Below are 26,826 nucleotides of genomic sequence, written 5' to 3' on the forward strand. Positions count from 1 at the left end.
CTTTTTTTGCAGATCAGGGAGGCATCGGCGGAGTGGCCGCTGATCGGTGGAGGAAACCATGACAGATGTAAAAGAAAACGTGAAAAAAATTTCGGCAGATATTCGTGAGAATGAACGTTATATACAAGAACGCTGTGAAAACTGTGCGGACATTCTGATTCGCCCGATGCGTCTCGGAGAAGAACGTAAAGCAGACTGCCTGATGGTCTATATAGAAGTGGCAGTTTCCAATATGATGCTGGATGATTCAGCCATTGGAAAGATGATCAATTATTTCTGGGAGGTTCCACCGGAAAAAATCCCGGAATTTATGCAGAATAACAGTCTCGGAATTGCCGATGTACAGAAATTGAATGATATGAACGAAGTTTTTGGTGCAATTCTTTCCGGAAATGCAGTTTTTTTCATTGACGGTTATGACAGAGCAATGAAAATTTCGAGCAGGGGATATCCGAATATGGGGGTATCGGAAGCTGAGTCGGAAAAAGTGCTCCGTGGTTCCAAAGAGGGATTTTCAGATTCGGTAAAAACAAATTCCGCGCTTGTGCGAAAAAGACTTCGTGATACCAGAATGAAAGTAGAAGAATATCAGATGGGTGTGCGCTCCAATACGGTGCTGCAGATTCTGTATATAAACGATCTGGTGCACGAGGAACTTCTGGAGCAGATAAAGGAGCGTATCGAAGAATATGAGATAGATGGTGTCCTTGACAGCGGCATGCTTGAACAGCTTACGGAAGAACCGTGGTATTCTCCATTTCCTCAGTATCAGGTTACGGAGCGGCCGGACCGTGCAGCACTGGAACTTCTGAACGGAAAGGTTGTGCTGCTCTGTGACAATTCTCCGTCTGCGCTGATTTTGCCCGGTTCATTCAGCGGATTTATGGAAAGCAGCGAGGACTGGTATCATCATTTCGAGACGGCATCCTTCTTAAGGATTCTGCGCTATCTGGCACTTCTGACTGCAATGCTTCTGCCGGGACTTTATCTGGCGGTGATTCGTTTTCATACTCAGATCCTTCCGGCGAATCTGCTTCTTTCCTTTGCAGAGGCGCGGGAAGGGGTGCCTTTTACAAGTGTGACGGAACTGATGCTGCTGGAGCTTGCTTTTGAATTGATCAGAGAAGCCGGGGTACGTGTACCAGGCGCACTTGGAAATGCAATCGGAATCGTGGGAGGTCTGATCATCGGAGATGCGGCAGTGAGTGCAAATCTTGTAAGCCCCATTGTCGTGATGATCGTAGCGCTGACAGCATTAGGCTCCATGGTGATTCCGGATGAGGAATTTGCATCGGCATTCCGGCTTATGAAATATGGATTTTTGTTTCTGGGTGGTTATCTTGGAATCTATGGTATCGTACTGGGATTGTACCTGATGATCTCACATCTGTCCGGACTTTTGAGTTTTGGTGTGCCGTATCTTGTTCCCTTTGTCAGAAAACATCCGGTAAGCCGGGTAGGGGACGGCATCTGGCGCATTCCGTTTAAGAAAAGGCAGTATCGTCCGGTATATGCAAAAAGTGACCAGAGTCTGAGGCTGAAACGTAAAGCGCAGACGAAAGCGGCAGGCAAGGAGGCGGAAAATGAAATACGCAGAAAATAATCGAATTTCACACCGACAGTTATACCGTCAGATTCTGCTGACATTTCTGGCTCCTTTTCTGCTCTGCCTGAATGGAAAAGGTGGACTTTTGGGGCTGTCCGGTGTGATGGGAATTATTCTGGCAGTAATTTTTCTTCTGTTGTATTCTTTCTTTTATCTGCGAAGCACCTATGGATATGCAGATATGATCCGATCCTTCGGAAAAGCTGGGGCGGTAATCTTCGGGGGATTTTTTCTTATCTATCTTGTGATGGCGGGAGCGTATCTTCTGAACCTGATCGGCAGGATCATTCCTGTGTGGCTGATCTTTGGTATCTCTGAGAAATGGCTGCTGTTATTTGCAGTACTTGTCTGTGCCTATGGGATGGAAAAAGGAATGCAGAAAAGAGGCAGGATGGCAGAAGTTACAGGAGGAATTTTTCTTGGGGCTATCCTGCTTTTGCTGGTACTGTGTGCGGGACAGGGAAAGACAGAATATATCACGGAACTGTTTCAGGAGGAATCTTTTTCTATAGAAACAAGTATCCGGTCGGCATACCGTTATCTGTGCTTTTTCTCGGGAATCAGTCTGCTTCCGTTTGTGATGAAAGATGTTGAAAAGAGGGGCAGCGCAGGAAAGACTGTGATATGGGGAATTCTGACAGTCAGCGGGGTTATGATCTGTGTACTGTTGCTGCTTCCGGCTGTGCTGGGATGGCGGAGAGTGCAGTCTGAAACATGGCCGGTTCTTTCTCTGCTGGCAGGGGCAGATCTGCCGGGAAATGTTCTGGCGAGGTTTGACGTGCTGTGGATGGGCTTTCTATTGTATAGTCTGCTGTTTGCAGTCGGCAGTGTTTTTTATTATGGAGAACGGATACTGACATCAGCGCATATCGGGACAGGAAAATTCTGGCTTCCGGTGGCAGTATATGTGGTGTCGATTTTTGAGGCAGACGGTATGACAGTCGCAGATCTGTTTGAAAAATATCTGGCGCGAATTTTTGTGCCTGGACTTCTTGTCATATTGCTGTATCTGTTCTTGCGCGGCAGACAGAAACAGATAAAAAAAGCAGCAGTGACTGGCTGTATTTTCCTGATACTTGCAATGACCTGTGTCGGCTGCGCGGGAATTGAGCCGGAAAAACGAATGTATCCGCTGGCGCTTGGCATTGATGTTTCAGGAGATGATTTCGTCATTTCATACGGAATGCCGGATCTGCCGGAGGCGACCGGTCAGGGAAAAGAGGAAGAAAATACAGATCATTCAGTACTGACATTGAAAGGAAACGATTTTGAGGCAATTCAGAAGCTTTATGACAGAAGCCAGAACCGATATCTTGATATCGGACATCTCGAGGTCATTATCATGGGAAATGAGCTGATGGAAAGCGGCAGGTGGGAGGCTTTTTTGAACTACCTGAAAATGGAACCGCTGGCGGGAGAGAATATTTATCTTTTCAGAACTGAAGATCCGGAGGCTGTGTTGAAATGGGACAGTGGCGGTGCTTCCATCGGGGATTATCTGACAGGGCTTCTTGAAAACCGGGTTCCGGCACAGCAAAAAGAAGGAGTGACATTGCGGCAGGTGTATCATCAGTGGTATCAGGATGGAGCATTGCTTTCTCTTCCGCAAATTACGCTTGTTGACGGAGAACTGGAAGTGTTTCTGGAATAAAATACCGAAAATGGTCAATACTTCTGACAGAGTAATCAGAAATTATGTATGTACAGGAGGCATTTGATATGAAAGAGTGGCTGCGGCAGAACGGAAAAATAGATATATGGAAAACAGAGGCGGCAAGAATAAGAGACATTCTCGGAAACAGAAAACACAGGGTACAAGCTTCAATTCTTGCCGGGATGCTTGCGCTTGCGCTTCTTGGAGGCAGCGTTCCGGGGTCGCATACACCCGGGGTGATGGCATGGTGGGGAAGCCTGTACCCACAGTTTTGCTTTTCACAGACAGATCAGAAGCCAAAGATTTCCTTCTGGCTTGCGAAAGCCCTTGAGAGGTGGTAAGATGATAAATAGTCCGGATAGTCGCAGGGCTTTCCGGACTACATTATTTAAGAAATGGAGATACATATATGATAGATAAGAATGCGCCTGTCGGTGTGTTTGATTCCGGTGTGGGCGGGCTGACCGTAGCACGTGAGATCATGCGAAATCTTCCTTCAGAAAAAATCGTATATTTTGGAGATACTGCAAGGGTTCCATATGGAAGCAAATCAAAAGATACCGTCATTCGCTATTCCAGTCAGATCGTGCATTTTCTGAGAGAACAGAATGTCAAGGCGATCGTGATCGCCTGTAATACTGCAAGTGCGTTTGCACTGGAAGCAGTACAGGATAAGCTTGATATACCGGTGATCGGTGTGATCGAGGCAGGTGCCCGTGTGGCAGCAGAAGAGACAAACAATAAAAGAGTTGGTGTGATCGGTACTGTAGGTACGGTGGGAAGTGGCATTCATGAATCTTATCTGAAACGGCTGGATCCGGAGATTACGGTGATCGGTAAAGCATGTCCGCTTTTTGTACCGCTGGTAGAAGAAGGATGGTTGCATGATCCGGTTACGGTCGAGGTTGCATCCCGTTACCTGCAGGAGCTGAAAGATGAGCAGGTAGACACTCTGATTCTCGGATGTACGCATTATCCGTTGATCCGTTCAACGATTCAGGAAGTGATGGGTGAGAAAGTCCGTCTGGTCAATCCGGCGTATGAGACGGCACTGGAATTAAAGAGCCTTCTGACGAAAATGGATCTTCTGAGTAGCGGAGAACAGCAGGCAGAGTTTCCATACCGCTTTTATGTCAGTGACCTTGCAGATGAATTCAAGGAATTTGCCAATTCCATTCTGCCTTATGATGTAACCATGACACGCAAAATCGACATTGAGAAGTATTAGGAGAAACAAATGAAAAAAGATGTACTTATTCGTGTACGGGGACTTCAGATGATGGATACGGAGGATGAGCAGGAACCGCTTGAAATCGTTGTTCCCGGACAGTATTATTATCGAAACGGAAGCCATTATCTTCGGTATGAAGAAATGATGGATGATACGGCACAGCCGACAGTCAATTACATTAAGCTGTCTCCACAGGGTGTGGAAGTACGTAAGCAGGGGCAGGTAAATGTACATATGGTGTTTGAACAGGGCAAAAAAAATATGACTCTTTATTCGACACCGTTTGGAACACTTCAGATGGGAATTGCCGCAACAGGTCTTGAAATCATGGAGGACGAAGACCGCATTCAAATGAAAGTGGATTATGCACTGGATATGAATGAAGAACATGTGGCAGACTGTTACCTGACGGTTCAGGCACAGTCAAAAGATCTCGGAGATTTTTCTTTTTATGAAAATTGAAGAACAGATATGTAATTACAAAAACGAACACCCGGAGGGATGAACCTTCGGGTGTTTGCTTTATGATCCGTATGAAATTATTTATTACGTAATCTGGCGAAGAAGCCTTTTTTCTTAGGAGCCGGAGTCTCAAGGGAACCACGGATTCCTTTTACACCAACGATGTATAAACCACTGACTTCTGCTTTGACTTCTTTCTTAACCGGAATCAGATCAAAGACTTTTTCGTCTGCGATCAGTACGGAGATCTTCGGTCCGACTTTTGCTTTAACAATCGGAAGTTTGGAACGGCGCATAAGCTTCGGAGCCTGATCGATCACCATTTGCGGAAGACCGGATTCTTTTAATGGAAGCCGTTTCTTATCGATAATCAGCATAGATACGGTCTGTTTTGCTGCTTCAATCTGAGCCTGCTGTTCTTCTTGTTTCTTCTGAGCTTTCTTTCCAAAGAAATAAAGAGCAATCAGAGCACCGATCAGGATGATCAGGATTACAAGAAGGACGATGGTAAGTGTACTCATAAATACCCTCCTCAATATGTAAATTTACAAACTAATGTCATGCGAAATATATTCTAACATCATTTATTACAAAAGGCAAACAAATTCAGGAAAATTCCATGAAGAACAGGAAAAGATATGGAAATACAGCGGGCAAACAGGTATAATGAAAACATATTTCTTATATGTGGAACATGTAAAAATCAGCAGGCTGTAATAAAATACACCGATTTACGGGTATACTAGGAATTACAGAATAAACCATACAGGGAGTTAGTATGAAAGAGACAGAGAACAAAAATATAGATACAGACCGAGAGGGCGGATATACGGATATGACTGATGATATAGACCGTGAGCTGAGGGAGAGACGCCGTCAGCGCAGACTGAGACGCCAGAAGAGGGAACGCAGGAAAAAGATTATGATCCTTGGGGCGACAGGTATTATTACACTCGTGGTAGTAGCAGGGGCCGTGAATGGTATTGCTGGTTTTATCCGTCACAGCAGTACACAGTCAGCATCTTCCACGAAAGAAACACAGAAGAAAGAAGATTCACAGGAAGTCCCGGCGGAGCAGCAGGGACCAAGTGCAATGGAGCAGGCGAAGCTTCTGGCCGCGCAGTATGATTATCAGAGTGCGATCGATCTTCTTAAGAAACAGTCGGATTACGAGAGCAATACCGACATGCAGAATGCGGTAAAAGAATACGAATCAGACAGAGATTCCTGTACTTCATGGCCGTTGGAGGAAGTGACGCATGTGTTTTATCATACACTGATCAAAGATACGTCTAAAGCTTTTGACGGTGATTATAAAGAAGCGGATTACAATCAGGTCATGACAACAATCGATGAATTCAACAAGATCACGGAGACCATGTATGAAAAGGGTTATGTCATGGTCAGTATTTACGATATGGCTAAGGCGAACGATGACGGTACAATGACACCGGGAGAGATTCTTCTTCCGCCGGGCAAGATTCCATTTGTACTGTCGCAGGATGATGTCTGCTATTATCATTATATGGATGGAGACGGATTTGCAACAAAGCTCGTTGTGGATGATGAAGGTAAAGTGCGTAACGAATATGTAGAAGACGACGGAAGCATTTCAGTTGGTGACTATGACATGGTTCCATTGATCGACCGTTTCGTTGAGAAGCATCCGGATTTTTCCTACAGAGGAGCAAAGGGTATTGTAGCGCTCACCGGATACAATGGCATCCTTGGTTACCGTACGGATCAGAGCTATGAAACAAGACCCGATGACCTTGATCAGAACAAGGTTGACTGGCTTGACAGTCACCCGGATTTCAGCCTTGAGAAAGAACGGGAAGGTGCCAAAAAAGTTGCCGATGCCATGAAAGAAGAAGGCTGGTTGTTTGCAAGTCATACATGGGGTCATCAGAATATCGGACAGATTTCACTGGAGACTTTGCAGGCAGATACGCAGAAATTTAAGGATAACGTGGATCCGCTGATTGGTGGAACGGATATCATTATTTTTGCGTTTGGAACGGATCTTACAGATGCAGAAGATTATTCCGGAGATAAGTTTGAATATCTGAAGAGCATGGGATACAATTATTATTGCAATGTAGATTCGAGCAAATATTTTGTACAGATCAGAGATCGGTATTTCCGTCAGGGAAGAAGAAATTTAGACGGATACCGTATGTATTATAACCCGGAACTTCTGGAGGATCTCTTTGATGCAAAGAGTGTGTTTGATCCTGCCAGACCGACACCGGTGCCGCCAATGGGCTGATGATAAGTAAAGGGGAACAATGAGATGAAAAAAAGAGCAATGATACTGACAGCTGTTCTGACAGCCGCTGTTCTGGCAGGCGGAGGTTATTTCCCGACAGACATCGGAAACAGACTTACGCAGACTGTTTCAGCAGCCAAAAAGGATTCAGATAAGAAAGATGATACTTCAGAGAGTGAGGGTTCGGTGCTGGATCAGGCAACGCTGATGTACCAGCAGTACAATTATGATGAAGCAATCAAACTTCTGAAACAGCAGGATGATTTTGATACAAATAAAGATTATATGGATCTTGCAGCAAAATGTCAGGTTGCCAAATCCACACTGGTGGAATATCCACTGGAGCAGATCACACATGTTTTTTTTCATACGCTGATTGATGATACAGGCAGAGCTTTTGACGGTGATTCAAAATCAGGAAATTATAATCAGGTAATGACGACAGTCAGTGAGTTCAATAAAATTATTCAGATCATGTATGACAAGGGATATGTTCTGGTAAGTCCACATGATATGGCGACAGTGAATGATGACGGTACGATGAGCCGTGGCAAGATCATGGTGCCGGAAGGCAAGATTCCATTTGTTCTTTCACAGGATGATGTCAGCTATTATCACTACATGGATGGTGATGGCTGTGCATCGAAACTGGTGCTGGATGAGAATGGAGAGGTAAAGAACGAATACGTCGAAGCAGATGGAAGTGTATCAGTCGGTGATTACGATCTTGTACCGCTTTTGGATACTTTCATTAAAGAACATCCGGATTTTTCTTATCATGGACGCAAGGGAATCCTTGCTATGACCGGATACAACGGAGTGCTTGGATACAGAACCGATATTGCTTACAAGACCGGTGAGAACTTACAGGATGATCAGAAGAAATTCCTGGAGGACAATCCGGATTTTGACTATGATCAGGATGTGGCAGATGCGACAAAAGTTGCTGATGCCATGAAGGCAGAAGGATGGGAATTTGCAAGCCACACATGGGGACATATGAATGCAACGGAGCGTTCCGCAGAAGACCTTAAGACGGATGACCAGAAATGGAAATCCTATGTTGCACCGATCCTTGGAGATACCGATATGATCATCTTTGCATTTGGTGCCGATATCGGTGACTGGTCGGGATATTCTTCAGATAACCCGAAATTCCAGTACTATAAGAGTGCAGGATACGATTATTTCTGTAATGTAGATTCCAGCCAGTATTTTGTACAGATCACAGACCAGTATTTTCGTCAGGGAAGAAGAAATCTCGATGGATATCGTATGTATTACAATCCGGAAATGCTCAGTGACCTCTTTGATGTGGCTGATGTATGGGATTCTTCCAGACCGACACCGGTACCTCAAATGTAAAGATGTTAAAATGAAGGGAGCTTTATTATGAAGAAAAAAGCAGTAGTTGCAATGTTAATTATGTGTATGGCGGTTTCAGCAGCCGCATGCGGCAAATCATCTGATACAGAAAAAACGACCACAGAAACAACCGATACAAAGGACAGTGAAGATTCAGAGAAAGACAGCACCGATACAGACACAAAAGAAACAGATTCTTCCGGGGAAAACAGACTGGTTTCCGTCAAAGATGTTTCCAAATATGTGACAATAGGTGAATATAAGGGACTGGAACTTACCCGTACTTCACAGCCAGTTACAGACGATGATGTGCAGGCAGAGATCAATTATAATCTGGAAGATAATGGTAGTGAAGTAAAAGACGGCACCGTAGAAAATGGAGATACTGTAACGATCAATTTTACAGGAACTATTGACGGCAAAGAATTTGACGGTGGTTCTGCAGAAGATTATGAGCTTGTGGTCGGTGACGGTGAGATGATCGATGGATTTGAGGATGGCATTGTCGGAATGAAATCCGGTGAAACAAAAGAACTGGATCTGACTTTCCCTGACGATTATTATGAAGAATCCGTAGCAGGCAAAGCAGTTGTATTTAAAGTTACACTTCAGAAATTTACCCGTCCGGCAGAACTGACTGATGAATGGGTAGCTGAGAATACAGAATATAAGACTGTTGATGAATACCGCGCAGCAGTTAAGACACAGCTTGAAGACACAGCTGTGCAGACCGCAGATTATGAGCTTTACAGTGATGCATGGAATGAAGTACAGGCAGCTTCCGAAATCAAAGATTATCCGAAAGAAGATGTTGATGCAGCAAAGAAATCCTATCAGGAACTCAATGAAAAATATGTGAAAGATGCCGGTATGGAGATGGCTGATTTCCTGGAATCTCAGGGAATGTCAGAGGAAGATTATGAGTCAGAATGCCAGCAGTATGCAGAGTCCAAAGTAGAACAGAATCTGATCGTGCAGGGAATCATGGATGCAGAAGGACTCAGCATTGATGATGAAGAAACTCAGAAGTTAAAAGATGATCTGATTAAAGAATATGGATTTGCAAGCATTGATGAAATGATCGAGACATACGGCGAACAGGAAGTCAATGAATCACTGGCTCTTCTGCGTGTAGAGCGTTTTATCGTTGACAATGCAAATGTCACAGAAGTAGCAGGTGATGATGCGGATGCGGTAGACGAAGGTTATGATCTGGAAGAATATGATGAATCCATGGATATTGATACGGGCGATGATACAGAAGATAATGTGGATACCGAAGATGCAGCCGCAGAGGACGCTACAGACGAGGTAGCTGAAGAATGATCATAAAAGGCGGAAAGGTGTTTCAGGAGGATGGAAGCTTTCTGGAACAGGCACTTTATATCAACGATCATCGTCTGGTAGACAAAGCCGAATATCAGGATGACGAAAAAGTCATAGATGCAGAAGGTCTGCTGGTACTGCCGGGACTTGTGGATATCCACAGTCACGGTGCAGCGGGGGAGGATTTTTCCGATGGAAATCCGGAAGGACTTAAGAAAATCCTGCAGTACGAAAAATGCTGCGGAATTACTTCCTACTGCCCGACATCGATGACATTTCCAAAAGAACGGCTCCGCCAGATCTTTGCTTCAATCAAAGGCGCACAGACAGAAGAGGAAGCTAAAGTTGTCGGCATCAATATGGAGGGACCGTTTCTTGATCCTGCCAAAAAGGGTGCACATGTAGAGGAATGGATCGCAGCACCGGATGCGGCATTTGTAAGAGAACTGAATCAGGATGTCGATGGCCTGGTGCGTCTTGTTACACTGGCTCCGAATATGGACGGTGCAGAAGAATTTATAAAGGAAATGCACGAAGAGGTCTGCATTTCACTGGGACATACAGCAGCAGATTATGATTGCGCATCAAGAGCAATGAAGCTTGGTGCGCATCATGTTACGCATCTTTACAATGCGATGCAGCCTTTTGGACACAGAGCACCGGGACTGATCGGTGCGGCAATGGATGATCCGGAGTGCATGGTTGAGTTGATCTGCGACGGATATCACATTCATCCGTCTGCAATCCGCGCAGCATTTCGGCTGTTCGGACCGGAGCGTGTGATCCTCATCAGTGATTCTATGCGTGCGACAGGGATGGAAAATGGTACATATGAGCTTGGCGGACAGGAAGTAACTGTTAAGGATCGAAAAGCAGTTCTGAAAGATGGTACGCTAGCCGGTTCTGCGACGAATCTTTATGGATGTATGTGTAAAGCAATAGAATTTGGAATTCCACTGGAACAGGCGATTATGGCGGCGACCGCAAATCCTGCCAGAAGTATTGGAATATTTGACCGTGTTGGTTCTATTCGAATCGGAAAGCAGGCGGACTTACTGCTTGTAAGTGAAAATCTTGAATTAAAGAGAGTTATTTAAATACCTGTCATTGTATTTCAGAATTAAATGCGTTATGATAATAAGAAAAGATAAAGATATAGAAAATACAGCAGGTGGAGTCAATGGATAAGAGGGTATTGCGCGAACGAATGCGCAAAAAGCAACAGCAGATAAGACGACGGCAGATGATGAAAAAGGGTGCATATGTCGTTGCAATCATTTTGGTACTGATTTTTGTAATCCGCGGAATCATTCTTCCGGTTATTAACAGAGCCGGTGGCGGAAATACAGAGAAACCACAGCAGGTACAGGCAGAGACAGACAGCACAACTACTGACAGCAGTTCGGACAGTACAGATACAGGAGATACGAGTACAGAAACAAACGCGGCGATACGCCAGCCGGTCAAAGGGCAGAGCGATCTGACGAAAGCGGCACAGCTTACAACCGGATGGCATGACGATGAAAACGGTAAATGGTATCAGAATGCAGATGGTACATATTTCGCCGGCGGTATGCAGGAAATCGATGGTTCTACATATTACTTTGATGATAACGGTTACATAAAGACCGGATGGGTGGAAGTCGGATTTGATGATTATTACTTCAACGATGATGGTACTTATGATCCGAGTCAGCATAAGACACGAATTGCATTTACTTTTGATGATGGTCCAGGAGAATACACTGATGAACTTCTTGACTGTCTGGAAGAAAACAATGCACATGCGACATTCTTTATGCTTGGACAGAATGTAGGAAGCTGGGAATCCACAGTACAGCGTATGGCGGATATCGGCTGTGAGATCGGCAGCCATTCCTGGGATCACCCGAATCTTTATGATCTGAGTATGGACTCTGTGGCAAAACAGTTTTCCGATACAGATGCAGCACTGGAAAAAGCCTGTGGACAGAAAGCAAGTGTGGCACGTGCACCTTATGGCAACTGGAGTGATGATATCATTTCTACTGTAGGTAAACCGTTTTTTACATGGTCACTGGATTCTCTGGACTGGAGTTATCTGGATGTAAACAAGGACTATGATGCAGTTATGAATGGTGACCTTACAGATGGTTCTATCATTCTGATGCATGATATTCATGAACCTTCGGTACAGGCGGCAATCAAGATGATTCCGGAACTTGTGCAGAAAGGATATAAGCTGATGACTGTCAGCGAGCTGGCAGCAGCGAAGGGAGTTACCTTACAGGGTGCCAATTATTCTGATTTCTGGGACAGCTCCCTGCAGAAGGGAATCGTTGCAGGATACAGCGGAAATACCACAGATACATCGGATGGAGGTTATGACGATGGCTCTGCCGATGATGAATCTTCAGATGATGGTTCCTACGATGATGGAAGTTCCGATGACGGATATTCAGATGATAGCTCCTACGATGACGGAAGTTATGATGAAGGCGATTATTCGGAGGAGTAATACGGAATAAAGCAGCTTACAAAAGAGGACATGAATGGCAGGGAAGTACAGATACATTCCTGCCGGACAAGTTCTCTTTTTTTACGTTTTCTGTAATTTTTTTCTTACAGACTTCTTGTTGTTTTAATTGACGGGAACTATATGGATTGGTATAATGTGTCTATAAAAATACGAAAGATCGGCGTTAATCATGTGCATAATGCCGATGAAGAATCAGAAAGTAGCAAATTAACAATTAAGGGAGGTACGTTTGAATGGGAGAGAAGTTGCAGTTTACAGAGCTGGATCAGTATCTGTTCGGACAGGGAACCCATTACGACATTTATAAAAAGCTCGGAGCGCATCCTACGATGCGGGGACGCAAAAAAGGTGTCTATTTTGCAGTGTGGGCACCGAATGCCAGATCTGTTTCTGTAGTGGGTGAATTTAATGAATGGGATATTCAGAAGAACCCGATGCAGAAGACAGGACCAATCGGAGTCTATGAGACTTTTATACCTGAGGCAAAAATCGGTGACCTTTATAAGTTTTATATTATCGGTTATCACGGTGAGGAAATTTACAAAGCCGATCCATATGGCAATGAAGCGGAGCTTCGTCCGGGAACAGCATCCAGAATTGCAGATATTTCCAGTTATAAATGGAAAGATACTACCTGGATGAAACACCGTCCGGAATTTAATGAGAAAAAGAGTCCGATGGCAATTTATGAAGTTCATCCCGGTTCATGGAAGAAACATGAAGCAAAGGATGAGGATGATCCGGGATTTTACAATTATCGCGAACTGGCACATGAGCTGGCTGCTTATGTAAAGAAAATGGGCTATACCCATGTCGAACTTATGGGAATTGCAGAGTACCCGTTTGACGGCTCCTGGGGCTATCAGGTAACCGGTTATTATGCACCGACTTCCCGCTACGGAACAGCAGAAGATTTCAAATATATGATCGATTATCTTCATCGCAACAAGATAGGTGTTATTCTTGACTGGGTTCCGGCACATTTCCCGAAGGATGCACACGGACTTGCAAACTTTGACGGAACGGCTGTTTATGAACATGAAGACCCGAGACAGGGAGAGCACCCGGATTGGGGAACGAAGATTTACAACTACGGCCGGCCGGAGGTCAAAAACTTCCTGATCGCTAATGCACTTTTCTGGATAGAGGAATGCCACGTAGACGGTCTGCGTGTCGATGCGGTTGCATCCATGCTGTATCTGGATTACGGCAAGAAAGATGGGGAATGGGTTGCCAATAAATATGGTGACAACAAAAATCTCGAAGCAATCGAATTTTTCAAACATCTGAATACAGTTGTGCTTGGCAGGAATCATGGTACTGTCATGATTGCAGAGGAATCAACGGCATGGCCGCTGGTTACCGGTAAGGCAGAGGACGGTGGACTCGGTTTCTCGCTGAAGTGGAATATGGGATGGATGAACGATTTCATTGAATACATGAAGCTGGATCCGTATTTCCGTAAAGACAATCACAACAAGATGACCTTCTCCATGACGTATGCATACAGTGAAAATTATGTACTTGTTATTTCTCATGATGAAGTTGTACATCTGAAATGTTCGATGCTTAACAAAATGCCTGGATATCCGGACGATAAGTTCCGTAATCTGAAAGCTGCATATGCGTTTATGCTGTTCCATCCGGGCAAGAAACTTCTGTTTATGGGACAGGAGTTCGGGCAGCTCCGTGAATGGAGTGAGGAGAGAGAACTTGACTGGTATCTCCTCAAAGAAGAAAAGCATCAGGATCTTCAGAATTTTGTGAAGACACTTCTTCATATGTATACGAAGTACCCGGCACTGTATGCAGCCGACAATGATCCGGAAGGATTTGAATGGATCAATGCGGATGATGCATACAGAAGCATTTTCAGCCTGATAAGAAAATCACCGACGAAGCGAAATAATCTTCTGTTTGTGGTAAATTACACACCGGTCGACAGACCAGACTATCGTGTAGGTGTTCCGAAGAAAAAACAGTACAAGCTGATCATGGATGAAAACGGACTCCTCGACAAACCAAAGATTTTTAAAGCAGAAGAACAGGAATGCGATCACAGAGAATATTCCTTCGGTTATTCGCTTCCGGGATATGGAGTTGCAGTATTTACTTATTAATCCTGTACAAAAGTGGGGTTGAAATCAATGGTTAATTGTATGTAAAAGCCATTGCTTTTTCTGTGAAGATAGGTTATACTGAACGCGACCGAAAGGTATGAGATAGCTAAGAAATATATAATTTAAATAATAAAATTTTGAAAGGAGAAACAAAAATGAAAGTATCAAATATTAAAGACATTGACAAATTTTTTGAAGTAGTAGATAGCTGTAAAGGCAAAGTAGAACTGGTAACAGGTGAAGGAGACAGACTGAACCTCAAATCCAAACTTTCCCAGTACGTATCTCTTGCAAACATCTTCTCCGGCGGAGAAATTCCGGAACTTGAGATCGTTGCATATGAGAAAGAAGATATCGACAAACTTCTCAGCTTCATGATCAACGGCTGATCTTAATGAATAATAAGAGTCTCTGTGGACATTATAACCAGGGGGTATAAATGCCTCCTGGTTAAATTACGTTATGAGTTAGTGGTATAAAACAAATAAACAAGAGTTACTTTGTCTTCGGGCAGAAAGAGAGGAAATACAACCATGGAAAAAACTAAAATTGACATTATTTCCGGATTTCTTGGAGCCGGTAAAACAACACTGATTAAAAAGCTTCTGAAAGACGCATTTCAGGGCGAGCAGGTCGTACTGATTGAAAATGAATTCGGTGAAATCGGTATTGATGGTGGTTTCCTGAAAGAAGCAGGAATTCAGATTCGCGAAATGAATTCAGGATGTATCTGCTGCTCACTGGTTGGTGATTTTGGTGCATCTCTGAAAGAAGTAATCAGCAAATATCATCCGGACCGAATCTTGATCGAGCCATCCGGTGTCGGCAAATTATCTGATGTTATCAAGGCTGTACAGGGTGTTGAAGAAGAGACAGGGCTTGTACTGAACAGCTACACAACTGTTGTTGATGCAAAGAAATGCAAAATGTATATGAGAAACTTTGGTGAGTTCTTTAATAATCAGGTAGAATATGCCGGAGCAATCATTATGAGCCGTACTGATATCGTAGATGAAGCAAAAGCACAGGCTGCGCTGGAACTTCTCCGTGAGATCAATGCAAAAGCTGCAATCATCACTACACCGATTGAAAAACTGGACGGAAAGAAACTTCTTGATGTTATGGAACATCCGGTATCCCTTGCGCAGGAACTGATGGAAGAAGAGGAAGTATGCCCGGAATGCGGACATGTACATGAACATGGCGAACATCACCATCACGATCATGAAGAACATGAGCATCATCACGACCATGACCATGAATGCGGATGTGGACATGACCACGATCACGAAGAACATGAGCATCATCACGACCATGACCATGAATGCGGATGTGGACATGACCACGATCACGAAGAGCATGAGCATCATCATCACGATCATGACCATGAATGTGGCTGTGGACATGATCATCATGACCATCACCATCATCATGCAGATGAGGTGTTTACAAGCTGGGGCCGTGAGACGATCAGGAAATTTACAAGAGAAAATCTTGAGAAAATGCTTGAAGCTCTTTCAGCATCAGACGAGTACGGTATCATCCTTCGTGCAAAAGGTATGCTTCCGGCAGAAGACGGAACATGGATCTACTTTGACATGGTTCCGGAAGAAACAGAGATCCGTGAAGGTGCACCGGAATACACAGGTCGTCTCTGCGTAATCGGATCCAAACTGAAAGAGGACAAACTGGCTGAACTTTTTGGCCTGTAATGATGGAGGATAATACAGTTCATGAATGAAATTACAGTACCGATTTATTTAATGACCGGTTTTCTGGAGAGCGGTAAAACATCGTTCTTAAGCTTCACGATCCAGCAGGACTATTTTCACACAGACGGAAAGACACTTCTGATCCTCTGTGAAGAAGGTGAAGAAGAATATGATCCGGCAATTCTGAAAGCAAACAATACAGTTGTGGAAGTCATCGAAAACGAAGAAGATTTTACAACAGACCGTCTTGTCGCAATGGATATTCTTCATCAGCCAGAGCGTGTCATCATAGAATATAATGGCATGTGGCTGGTAAGCAATTTTGAAAAGATGCAGCTTCCGAAAGGCTGGGGCGTCGAGCAGCAGATCACATGTGTCGATGGCAGCACTTTCCAGATGTATATGGCAAACATGAAATCCATTTTTATGGATATGATCAAAAATACAGATATGGTTATCTTTAACCGCTGCAAGAAAGAAGACCCGCTTCCGACTTACCGTCGTGGAATCAAAGTTGCCAATCAGAGAGCCGAAGTCATTTTTGAGGATGAAGAAGGTGAGCTTGGCGATATTTTCCAGGATGAGATGCCATTTGATATGGACGCACCGGTTATCGAGATCCTGCCTGAAGATTATGGTATCTGGTTTGTCGATGCGATGGATCATCCGGAAAATTACGATGGCAAAACCGTCAAATTCAAAGCAAGAGTCATGAAACCGCGCGGAATGGGAAGTAAATTCTTTGTTCCGGGGCGTACAGCAATGACCTGCTGTGCAGATGATACGACTTTTCTCGGTTATGTATGCAAGAGTGCTTATGCACCGAAGCTTACAGCCGGACAGTGGGTAGAAGTCACTGCAAAAGTCGGTATTGAGAAGCGTAACGAATATCAGGGCGAAGAGGGCATTGTTCTGGATGCAGAATACGTGGAGCCCTGTGAGCCGCTGGCAGATGAGATGGTTTACTTTAATTAACACAGTGAGGAAATAAGAATGTATCTGATCGTAGGCTTGGGAAATCCCGGAAGGCAGTATGAAGCGACACGCCACAATATGGGATTTGATGTAATAGACAAGCTTGTGGAAGAATATCAGGTTCCGCAGGCTGGCGTGAAATTTAATGCCATGTACGGAAAAGGAAGAATCGGCGGACAGCCGGTGATTCTGATGAAGCCGCTTTCTTATATGAACTTAAGCGGCGGACCGATCCGGGAGATGGCAAACTACTTCAAGATCAATCCGGAGACAGAGATGATCGTCATTTATGATGATATCGATCTTGATCCGGGACAGCTCCGTATCCGCAAAAAAGGCAGTGCAGGCGGTCATAATGGAATCAAACACATTATACAGCAGCTCGGAACACAGAACTTTGTGCGTATCAAAGTTGGCGTTGGTGCGAAGCCAAAGGGCTGGGATCTGGCTGATTATGTGCTGGGAAGATTTGATAAGGATGACCGTGTCCTTGTCGAAGAAGCGCAGGAGAGAGCGTGCAAAGCAGTTGAACTGATTCTGACGGACAGCGTGGACGCAGCCATGAATGAATATAACAAGAAAACGGGGAATGTATGAAAACATTTTTGCAGCCTCTGCAAAGTCTTGCAGAGATCGAAGAAATTGAAAAACAGGCAAAAAAGAATCATGGAATTCTGGAAGTCAGTGGTTGTATAGAGTCCCAGAAAGCTCATCTTATGTATGGGCTTTCCGGGCTTTTTCCATCTCATCTGGTAATTGCGGCAGATGAAAAGACAGCAAAAGATCTTTACGAGGATTACCGCTTTTATGATAAGCGTGTTTATTATTATCCGGCAAAGGATCTGCTCTTCTTTCAGGCAGATATTCACGGAAACCTTCTGATACGTCAGCGTATGCAGGTTATCCGTGCGCTTCTGGAACGGCAGGAGGAGATTACGGTCGTTACCAGTATTGATGGCTGTATGGATTATCTGCTTCCGCTGGAAAAGATTGAAAAACAGCTCATACATTTCCGTAATGACAGCAGCCTTGATATGGACAAACTGACAGCAGCACTGGTTCATATGGGATATGAGCGCGTCGGACAGGTAGAGATGCCGGGACAGTTTTCAATAAGAGGTGGTATCATTGATATTTATTCTCTTACTGAAGAAAATCCATGGCGAATCGAGCTCTGGGGAGATGAGATTGATTCCATCCGAAGCTTTGACGCACAGAGCCAGAGATCTCTGGAAAATCTGGATGAGATTATGATTTATCCGGCAGCAGAGCAGCCGATCGAAAAGGGCGGGGTTACTTTTATTGATTATTTCAAAGACGGAGATTCGATACTCTTTCTGGATGAATTAAATCACCTGGAAGAAAATGCGAAGGCAGTCGAAGAAGAATTTCAGCAGAGCTGCCGGAACCGTCAGGAAAAAGGCGAGACGACACTTTCCGGTAACTGGATGTGCTCCTGGGAAGAACTGTGCAAAAAGCTCAACAGATGTAACTGTATCGGGCTTTCCCTTCTTGATCCGCGTAAATCCGGATGGAAGATCACAGGACAGTTTAATCTGACCGTAAAATCCATGAATTCATACCAGAGCAGCTTTGAGCTTCTGGTAAAGGATCTGAAACAGTACAAAAAAGAGGGCTACCGGATCGTGCTTCTTTCCGGATCAAGAACCCGTGCCGAACGTCTCGCAAAAGATCTGCAGGACGAAGGTTTAAGCGCTTTTTACGGGAAAGATTCGGATCGCATTCTGGAACCTGGCGAGATCATGGTTGCTTATGGCCATGCGAGAAAAGGGTTTGAATACCCGATGGTCAAATTTGCAGTGATCACAGAGACGGATATTTTCGGTAAAGAGCAGAAGAAGCGCAAAAAGAAAAAAGAATATAACGGAAAGCGTATTCAGGACTTTTCTGAATTGTCGATCGGCGATTTTGTTGTCCATGAAAAGCATGGACTCGGTATTTATCGTGGTATCGAAAAGGTTGCTGTCGACAAAGTCGCGAAGGATTATATTAAGATTGAATACCGAAACGGAAGCAACCTCTATATTCTTGCAACACAGCTTGATGCACTGCAGAAATATTCCGGGGCGGAGACTGCGAAGCCCCCGAAACTGAACCGCCTCGGCGGTCAGGAATGGAAAAAGACCAAATCAAAGGTCAAAGGTGCAGTCCGAAACATTGCCCGTGAGCTGGTTGAACTTTATGCGGTACGTCAGGAAAAAGAAGGCTATGTCTGTGGCCCTGACACTGTCTGGCAGCGGGAGTTTGAAGAAATGTTTCCGTATGAGGAGACAGAGGATCAGCTCTCCGCCATTGAAGATACGAAGCGGGACATGGAAAGCACAAAAATCATGGATCGTCTTGTGTGCGGGGATGTCGGCTACGGCAAGACAGAGGTTGCACTTCGTGCCGCATTTAAAGCGGTGCAGGAGAGCCGTCAGGTAGTTTATCTCGTTCCTACAACGATTCTTGCACAGCAGATTTATAATACTTTTATTCAGCGAATGAAAGAGTTTCCGGTACGTGTGGACCTGCTCTGCCGTTTCCGTACACCTGCACAGCAGAAAAAAACCATCGAAGATCTCAAAAAAGGGCAGGTAGATATTGTCGTAGGTACGCACCGTGTACTTTCAAAGGATGTAGAATACAAAAATTTAGGACTTCTGATCATTGATGAGGAGCAGCGTTTCGGCGTGGCCCACAAAGAAAAAATCAAGCAGCTGAAAAAAGACATCGATGTACTGACACTGACGGCAACACCGATTCCGCGAACCCTTCATATGAGTATGATCGGTATTCGTGATATGAGTGTCCTGGAGGAGCCGCCGATGGACCGTGTGCCGATCCAGACGTACGTTATGGAGTATGATGAAGAGACCGTCCGTGAGGCGATTAACCGTGAGCTTCGAAGAGGCGGACAGGTATATTATGTTTATAACCGTGTCAATGACATTGCAGATGTGGCTGCCAGAATCGCGAAACTTCTTCCGGAGGCGAGGGTGGATTTTGCACACGGACAGATGAGCGAGCGTGAACTTGAAGCTGTCATGTTTGCATTCATCAATGGAGATATCGATGTGCTTGTTTCGACTACGATCATTGAGACAGGCCTGGATATTTCCAATGTAAACACCATGATCATACATGATTCAGACAGATATGGACTTTCACAGCTTTATCAGCTGCGAGGAAGAATCGGACGCTCAAACCGTACGGCATATGCGTTTCTGATGTACCGCAGAAATACCATGCTGAAAGAAACAGCAGAAAAGCGTCTGTCAGCGATTCGCGAATATACGGATCTCGGAAGTGGATTCAAGATTGCGATGCGTGATCTGGAGCTTCGAGGAGCGGGAAATCTTCTAGGGGCAGAGCAGCATGGACATATGAATGCGGTCGGTTATGACCTTTACTGTAAGATGCTCAGCGAGGCGGTCAAAGAGGCAAAAGGTATTCATACTATGGAGGATTTCGAGACAACGATCGATCTGAACATGGATGCATTTATACCGGATTCTTATATCAGCAACGAATATCAGAAGCTGGATATTTACAAACGAATCGCCGGGATCGAGACGCAGCAGGATTATGACGATATGCTGGAAGAACTTTTGGACCGTTTTGGCGAGATGCCAAAGGCAGTAATGAACCTGCTTTCCATTGCGCGGCTGAAAGCGCTTGCACATCGCTGTTATGTGACAGAAATCAAACAGATCGGAAGAGATATGAAGATCACTTTGTATGAAAATGCAAAACTGAATCCGGTCGGATTCCCTGCATTGATGCAGAAATACAGACGCGGTCTTCAGTTCAAAAACGAGCAGGAACCGAAGATTTTATTTACACCGGAGGGAAGCGGAAATGTGCTGACAGCCCTTACGGATCTGCTGACAGAGCTTGAACAGCTTGTAGAAGAATAAAACCGGCTGCATGAAGAGTATAAACTGTGAAATATCAGTGAAAATAGCTGGTTTTTGTGATTTTCCTTGCCCTGTCGGGGAAAAAAGTTTATACTCTTATTTATATGAATTCATGCAGTGATGGAGGATAAAATGAAAACAATGACAAAGAAAACAGCAGTTGTAGCACTTGCCGGTGTAATGGCAGCGGGAATGCTCACAGGCTGTGGTGAAAAAGCATTAGATGGCACAAAGACAGTTGCAACTGTAGATGGTGCAGAGATTCCGCTTGGGATGTTAAGCCTTTCTGTCAGAGAGGGTCAGGCGCAGGCAGAGGCCATGTACAAGAGCTTTATGGGCGGATCTGATTATTCTATCTGGGATACAGAGGCAGAGAAAGGCAAGACTTATGGCGAGCAGGCAGTAGAGCAGGCACTGAAAGATATTGAGCTGATGTGTATCCTTAAGGAAAAAGCAGCTGATTATGATGTAGAGATCACAGAAGATGACGAGAAGGCAATCGCCGATGCGGCAGCAGCCTTTATGAGCGCAAATACAGAAGACACCCTGAAAACTCTGGCAGTTACAGAAGATCAGGTGAAGACATATCTGGAACTTGAGACATATAAGAGCAGAATGCATGATCCGATCATTGCAGACGTAGACAAGAATGTTTCTGATGAGGAAGCACAGCAGTCTTCTTTTAACTATGTAAGTATCAGTACATCTGACCTGAGCGATGATGAGATCAAACAGAAAAAAGAAGATGCACAGAAAATTCTTGACGGACTGAATGCAGATCCGGACGGGGATTTCAGCGAGATCGCAAAATCCGTAGATGACTCTTATACAGTACTGAGCGGTTCTTTTGATACAAATGAAGATGCGTCAGAAGAGGATTCTGATGACGAAGATGAGACTACAGCATCTTCCAGTAATTATCCGGATGAGGTAATGAAGGTTCTCCGAACACTGAAAGACGGCGAAGTCGGTCCGGATGTTATTGAGGCAGATTCTGCTTACTACGTAGTCAAACTTGACAAAGTAAACGACGAGGATGCGACAGCTACAAAGAAAGAATCTATTATCTCCACCAGAGAAAATGAGCTGTATACAGAGACTACAGACAAATGGCTGGATGAAGCTGACATCAAAGTTGAGAAGAAAGTTCTGAAGACACTGAAAGTCACAGACAATCATAAATTCACAATTCAGACAGCAGCAGAAGACACTACAGATGAAACAGCAGAAGTAACTGAAACACCAGAGGTAACAGAAGAAGCAGACGCTACTGAGACACCGGAGGTAACAGAAGAAGCAGATGCTACAGCTACTCCGGAGGTTACAGAAGCACCTTCCTATGACACTGATTCATCCCTTGAAGTCAAAGATGGCGATACAGTCAACATTGACTATGTAGGAAAGATTGATGATGTTGCATTTGACGGTGGAAGTACAGACGGAAACGGCACAGATCTGGTGATCGGTTCCGGTTCATACATTGATAACTTCGAAGAGCAGCTGATCGGTGCACATCCTGGAGATAAAGTAGAAGTAAAAGTTACTTTCCCGGATGATTATCAGGCAACAGATCTTGCAGGTAAAGAAGCAGTATTTGATGTTACTGTTAACGGAATCTACGAATAATCAAATAAGATAAACATAAAAAAAGGATGGCAGGAAAACCTGTCATCCTTTTACGATATACGATCAGAATTCTTCCGGATCATCTTCGGAACTTCCGCCGTTTCCACCGGAAACATGGATTCCATTGATCTCGACGTCACCTTCCATCGGGATTACAATGCATTTGCGTCCGTCGATGACCTGTGTCTCGATCAGCATCGCACGGTCCGGGTCGACATGGATCACGACATCCGGTGTCCTGATCTCTGTACGGCGCGTATTGGTGATATTGTTTGCCATGAGAGAGGCATTTTCGCCTGCAATTGCCTCATAAGTCTGGTCAAATGTTTCGAGTTTTTCATCTTCTACGCCGCATTCTTCGAAGAGACGTTTCACCTCCGGCTTGGTCAGAACGGCAGGGTCCGGAGAATCCTTCTGTGATTCCACCCATTCATTGAGCTTTTCGTGGATGTTCATAACGGTATCGTAAGCACAGTCATCACCGAGGGTTTCTTCTACGAGCGCATTAAAGGAATCTCTCTGACCGCCTGCGGAGAGCGGAGTCGTGCATCCGAACATTTCATCTACGAAAGTACTGCGAAGCTGCTCGGCATTTTTTGTGTAATACAGAAGTCCGTGGATATCTGTGCTCCGGTCATTGAATACCGGGAAAAGGAAGCCCAGATCCGGCATTTCCACGATCCAGTCACGGATACGGTCTTCGATGTTGTTGGTTTCAGCATTGTAGCACAGTCCCGCTTTGGAAAGGTTAACCGGACAGATACTGCAGAGGATATGATCGTAGATCTCATCAGAAGCATCAAACATTTCCTGGCCGTCGGAGGATTTGCCCGGGATATCATAAACGGCATGGATCAGAATAATATAATAGTTCTCGCCGTAGTCATAGTTTTCGATGATCTTATCATAAAATTCCTCCAGAATGGCATTGTCCTGAAGTTTGCTGCCGCGGAGTTTCATAAGAAATTCCTGTGTGCCGCCCTCTTTTTCCTGGTCGAGAGGAAACTCCATGTTGATCAGGTTCTTGCCGATGGTTCCGGAAAGAGTTTTCTTGAATATTTCAAAGTATTTGAACATTTCTTCCTCAGAAAGAGAAAGAAAAGCTTCTTTCAGTTCGGTTTTTTTGTTTTTTTCACCGTCAACATAGCAGCCGCAGATACGTGTGATCGCGCAGTTGTTTGGCGAAAACTGTTTCTTAATTTCGGATATTTCTTTTTTGTTCATTATGTATCGCTCCTGATTTACAGAATTTCAGTACGGAAAGCTTCTGCGATTCCGCTTAAGTTGTAGCGATCTGCGAGATCCTGGATTCCCATCATGATCTCCTCGCGGCTGAAATCATTTGCCTCGAGAAATTCGTCATCTTTTCCATTCAGCGCATAATAGAAAAGAAGTCCGATCTCCAGATTCTGGCGGTCTCCGTCACAGGTCATTTCGTATAATTTGTTTTCAGCCTCATCGATATTGCCTTCATCGGCAAGGGAAGTCAGAGTTTCCAGTGTCTGTCTTGCTTCTTTATCTTCAATGACATCCGGAGTCAGTTCGGAAGCACTTACCTGAAATAACATTTTCATGACGGCGCGCACCATTTCACGGATCTGGCGCAGTATATAATCATCCTGAAGCATTTTTATTCTCCCTTCTGCATCAAAATTTTCAAATAATAAATTGTAAACATATAATTGTAACGATGTAAATGTACCTACCTAGAGTACCACAAAAAAGGAGTTTCTTCCAGATGAAATGTACTTTTTCGGTCACTGCTGTGAAGATAAAACTTTACGCGGAAATCACAGAATGCTATAATACATATTATTACATAATGGACGGAAGCAAGTTTGTAATAGGCAGACAGATGTCTGCTACAGGAAGGATATGAATAATGAACAAAGGTACTGCGATGACACGGCAGGAATCAGAAGTGATGATAAAGGAATTGAGTAAGGTATTTGACGTGGTACGTTTGCTCGATGAAGAAACTCTTGAAACGGGAAATATAAAGGATGTCACAGATGCAGAGGGATTTCCGTGTAAATGTTATTCTTTTTGGAAGAAGGGAGACAACTGTAAGAACTGTACTTCCAGAGACGCATTTCGTAAAAAAAATGAGCAGCTGAAACTTGAATATCTGGATTCCAATATATATCAGGTAATTTCGAAGTATGTAGAGATTGACGGGAAACCTTATGTCATGGAACTCATCAATCAGATGAATGCAGATGCGGTCATGGATGAGGATGGAAGGAATGAACTTATCAAACAGCTTTCCGGTTACAATCGTGAACTGTATACCGATGCACTGACAGGAATTTATAACAGACGTTATTACGAAGAGCGTATCCGAAATTCTAATATGTCTGCCGGTGTGGCAATGATCGATCTTGATGACTTCAAGATCTACAATGACACATTCGGCCATGATGCAGGTGACCTTGCACTTACAACGGTAGTTGGTATTATTAAGGATAACGTCCGACGGACAGATATGCTGATCCGTATGGGAGGGGATGAGTTTTTGCTTGTTATGCCGGATATCGGGGAACAGGCATTTGCAGACAAACTGAATCAGATACAGGGAAAGATCCATTCCTCCAAAGTACCGGGATATTCACAGCTTCGTTTATCGGTAAGTATCGGAGGCGTACTGTCCGGCAGCGGAAGCACGGTTGAGAGGGCAATTCGTAAGGCAGATCAGTTTATGTATCAGGCCAAAACCTGTAAAAACATGGTTGTCACCGAACATGATGAACAACTGAAGGAGCAACAGGAAAGTGTAAATAATAACGGATCAAAAGCGTACAAATACCGGATTCTGGTCGTGGATGATTCCGAGATGAACCGGGAGATCCTGTCGGAGATTTTAAATGAGGAATACGATATTATAGAGGCTGACAGCGGAGACACATGTATTGATATGCTTCGTAAGTATGAAACAGGTATTTCACTTGTGCTTCTGGATATTGTTATGCCGGGCATGGATGGATTTGGTGTCCTGAATTATATGAATCGTCACCATTATCTGGAAGATATCCCGGTTATTATGATTTCCAGTGAAGATTCGACAGAGACTGTTCGAAGAGCTTATGAAATGGGTGTTTCAGATTATATCAACCGTCCATTTGATGCAGGTGTTGTACACCGGAGAGTATATAATACAATCAAGCTTTATGCGAAACAAAGACGACTGATCGCACTGATCACCAATCAGGTATATGAGAAAGAAAAGAATAACCGTATGATGGTCGGTATTCTGAGTCAGATAGTTGAGTTCCGTAATGGAGAGAGTGGCAGTCATGTTTTAAATATCAATATATTTACAGGAATGCTTCTTGAAAGTCTGGTACAGCATACAGATAAATATGATCTCAGCTGGTCAGAACGTCTTCTGATCACGACAGCTTCGGCATTGCACGATATCGGTAAGATCGGTATTGATGACAAGATCCTCAATAAGCCTGGTAAGCTGACAGATGAAGAGTTCAAGATCATGCAGAATCATACGATTATTGGCGCATCAATTCTTGAAAACATGGGAAGTTATCAGGATGAAGAACTGATGAAAGTCGCTTATCAGATCTGCAGATGGCATCATGAGCGATATGATGGTAAGGGCTATCCGGATGGACTGAAAGGTGATGAGATCCCGATCTCTGCACAGGTAGTTTCTCTGGCAGATGTATATGATGCGCTTGTCAGTGAACGTGTATATAAGAAAGCATATTCACATGAAAAAGCGATAGAAATGATCACGAATGGAGAATGTGGATGTTTTAACCCGATTCTTCTGGAGTGTCTGCTTGATATTCAGGATCGAATCAAACGTAAGATGAAGACCGGCACACCGGAAGATAATCCGTTTAAGAAACGGGAAAAGAAGGCAGAACTCAAAGAGTTTGAGAATGTAAAAGAAGATTTTATGGATGTAGTATCAAAAAACATGGAAAAAGAATATTCCAATTTTGAAAATGATGAACTTGTCGATTTTTCAAGGGGGGGGGCAAAACCCAGATTCTGAGTGAAATGCGGAGAAAATATTTAGAGT

At 44.1% G+C, this 26,826-nt stretch carries 20 protein-coding genes and 1 pseudogene; 18 read left to right on the forward strand and 3 right to left on the reverse strand.

The genetic code is table 11. The features are described 5' to 3' along the window. Positions 1–58: 58 nt before the first annotated feature. The 5 genes from DWW86_RS12725 to DWW86_RS12745 all read left to right on the forward strand — a co-directional run bounded on the left by DWW86_RS12725 (position 59) and on the right by DWW86_RS12745 (position 4,953). Complete coding sequence (locus DWW86_RS12725; protein ID WP_117943555.1) at positions 59–1,603, forward strand: spore germination protein; 1,545 nt, start codon at positions 59–61, stop codon at positions 1,601–1,603. Continuing rightward, complete coding sequence (locus DWW86_RS12730; RefSeq protein WP_117943557.1) at positions 1,584–3,257, forward strand: GerAB/ArcD/ProY family transporter; 1,674 nt, start codon at positions 1,584–1,586, stop codon at positions 3,255–3,257. The genes DWW86_RS12725 and DWW86_RS12730 overlap by 20 nt, the downstream gene beginning before the upstream one ends. A gap of 68 nt (positions 3,258–3,325) precedes the next feature. Continuing rightward, the gene (locus tag DWW86_RS12735; RefSeq protein WP_072522364.1) at positions 3,326–3,601 is read left to right on the forward strand and encodes a hypothetical protein; all 276 of its coding nucleotides are present in this window, start codon (positions 3,326–3,328) and stop codon (positions 3,599–3,601) included. Positions 3,602–3,669: 68 nt separating this feature from the next. Further along, positions 3,670–4,488, forward strand: coding sequence for a glutamate racemase (murI, locus tag DWW86_RS12740; protein WP_072522363.1), 819 nt, complete (start codon positions 3,670–3,672; stop codon positions 4,486–4,488). Between the two features lie 9 nt (positions 4,489–4,497). Continuing rightward, positions 4,498–4,953: a YwiB family protein gene (locus tag DWW86_RS12745; protein WP_117943559.1), complete on the forward strand. Its 456-nt coding sequence runs from the start codon at positions 4,498–4,500 to the stop codon at positions 4,951–4,953. A gap of 77 nt (positions 4,954–5,030) precedes the next feature. On the opposite strand, the gene DWW86_RS12750 is transcribed toward DWW86_RS12745, so the two are convergent. Continuing rightward, positions 5,031–5,474: a hypothetical protein gene (locus DWW86_RS12750; protein WP_015541590.1), complete on the reverse strand. Its 444-nt coding sequence runs from the start codon at positions 5,472–5,474 to the stop codon at positions 5,031–5,033. 257 nt (positions 5,475–5,731) lie between these two features. Here DWW86_RS12750 and DWW86_RS12755 point away from each other — a divergent pair, with 257 nt between their 5' ends. The 12 genes and pseudogenes from DWW86_RS12755 to DWW86_RS17685 all read left to right on the forward strand — a co-directional run. Continuing rightward, on the forward strand, positions 5,732–7,222 hold the full coding sequence (locus DWW86_RS12755; protein WP_181985356.1) for a polysaccharide deacetylase family protein: 1,491 nt from the start codon (positions 5,732–5,734) through the stop codon (positions 7,220–7,222). A gap of 24 nt (positions 7,223–7,246) precedes the next feature. After that, positions 7,247–8,587, forward strand: a complete 1,341-nt coding sequence (locus tag DWW86_RS12760; protein WP_072522360.1) for a polysaccharide deacetylase family protein — start codon at positions 7,247–7,249, stop codon at positions 8,585–8,587. A gap of 27 nt (positions 8,588–8,614) precedes the next feature. After that, positions 8,615–9,913 carry a trigger factor gene (tig, locus tag DWW86_RS12765; protein WP_286187720.1) on the forward strand — a complete coding sequence of 433 codons (1,299 nt, stop codon included), beginning with the start codon at positions 8,615–8,617 and terminating at the stop codon, positions 9,911–9,913. Next, on the forward strand, positions 9,910–11,010 hold the full coding sequence (nagA, locus tag DWW86_RS12770; RefSeq protein ID WP_117943561.1) for an N-acetylglucosamine-6-phosphate deacetylase: 1,101 nt from the start codon (positions 9,910–9,912) through the stop codon (positions 11,008–11,010). The genes tig and nagA overlap by 4 nt, the downstream gene beginning before the upstream one ends. 83 nt (positions 11,011–11,093) lie before the next feature. Further along, positions 11,094–12,410 (forward strand): polysaccharide deacetylase family protein, encoded by a 1,317-nt coding sequence (locus DWW86_RS12775; RefSeq protein WP_117943563.1) that lies wholly within the window; start codon positions 11,094–11,096, stop codon positions 12,408–12,410. A gap of 254 nt (positions 12,411–12,664) precedes the next feature. Further along, positions 12,665–14,551 carry a 1,4-alpha-glucan branching protein GlgB gene (gene glgB, locus DWW86_RS12780; RefSeq protein WP_117943565.1) on the forward strand — a complete coding sequence of 629 codons (1,887 nt, stop codon included), beginning with the start codon at positions 12,665–12,667 and terminating at the stop codon, positions 14,549–14,551. A 155-nt stretch (positions 14,552–14,706) separates the two neighbouring features. Further along, positions 14,707–14,940: a polya polymerase gene (locus DWW86_RS12785; protein ID WP_072522356.1), complete on the forward strand. Its 234-nt coding sequence runs from the start codon at positions 14,707–14,709 to the stop codon at positions 14,938–14,940. 144 nt (positions 14,941–15,084) lie between these two features. Beyond that, on the forward strand, positions 15,085–16,263 hold the full coding sequence (locus DWW86_RS12790; RefSeq protein WP_072522355.1) for a CobW family GTP-binding protein: 1,179 nt from the start codon (positions 15,085–15,087) through the stop codon (positions 16,261–16,263). 21 nt (positions 16,264–16,284) lie between these two features. Then, positions 16,285–17,238, forward strand: coding sequence for a TIGR03943 family putative permease subunit (locus DWW86_RS12795; protein WP_117943567.1), 954 nt, complete (start codon positions 16,285–16,287; stop codon positions 17,236–17,238). Positions 17,239–17,256: 18 nt separating this feature from the next. Then, positions 17,257–17,835 (forward strand): aminoacyl-tRNA hydrolase, encoded by a 579-nt coding sequence (gene pth, locus DWW86_RS12800; RefSeq protein WP_072522353.1) that lies wholly within the window; start codon positions 17,257–17,259, stop codon positions 17,833–17,835. Continuing rightward, positions 17,832–21,158, forward strand: coding sequence for a transcription-repair coupling factor (gene mfd, locus DWW86_RS12805; protein WP_117943569.1), 3,327 nt, complete (start codon positions 17,832–17,834; stop codon positions 21,156–21,158). Before pth ends, mfd begins: the two co-directional genes overlap by 4 nt. Before the next feature lie 1,362 nt (positions 21,159–22,520). Then, positions 22,521–22,769 (forward strand): annotated as a pseudogene (locus DWW86_RS17685) (FKBP-type peptidyl-prolyl cis-trans isomerase); the annotation flags it as partial. Positions 22,770–22,847: 78 nt separating this feature from the next. Here the strand turns inward: DWW86_RS17685 and DWW86_RS12815 are convergent. Next, the gene (locus DWW86_RS12815; RefSeq protein WP_117943573.1) at positions 22,848–24,008 is read right to left on the reverse strand and encodes a DUF4317 domain-containing protein; all 1,161 of its coding nucleotides are present in this window, start codon (positions 24,006–24,008) and stop codon (positions 22,848–22,850) included. 17 nt (positions 24,009–24,025) lie between these two features. Next, positions 24,026–24,412, reverse strand: a complete 387-nt coding sequence (locus tag DWW86_RS12820) for a DUF6483 family protein (protein WP_117943575.1) — start codon at positions 24,410–24,412, stop codon at positions 24,026–24,028. A gap of 254 nt (positions 24,413–24,666) precedes the next feature. On the opposite strand from DWW86_RS12820, the gene DWW86_RS12825 reads away from it, so the two are divergent. Continuing rightward, positions 24,667–26,799, forward strand: a complete 2,133-nt coding sequence (locus DWW86_RS12825) for a diguanylate cyclase (RefSeq protein ID WP_117943577.1) — start codon at positions 24,667–24,669, stop codon at positions 26,797–26,799. Positions 26,800–26,826: the final 27 nt, after the last annotated feature.

Source organism: Ruminococcus sp. AF17-22AC (assembly GCF_003460065.1).
In the GTDB taxonomy this organism is placed as follows: domain Bacteria; phylum Bacillota; class Clostridia; order Lachnospirales; family Lachnospiraceae; genus Blautia_A.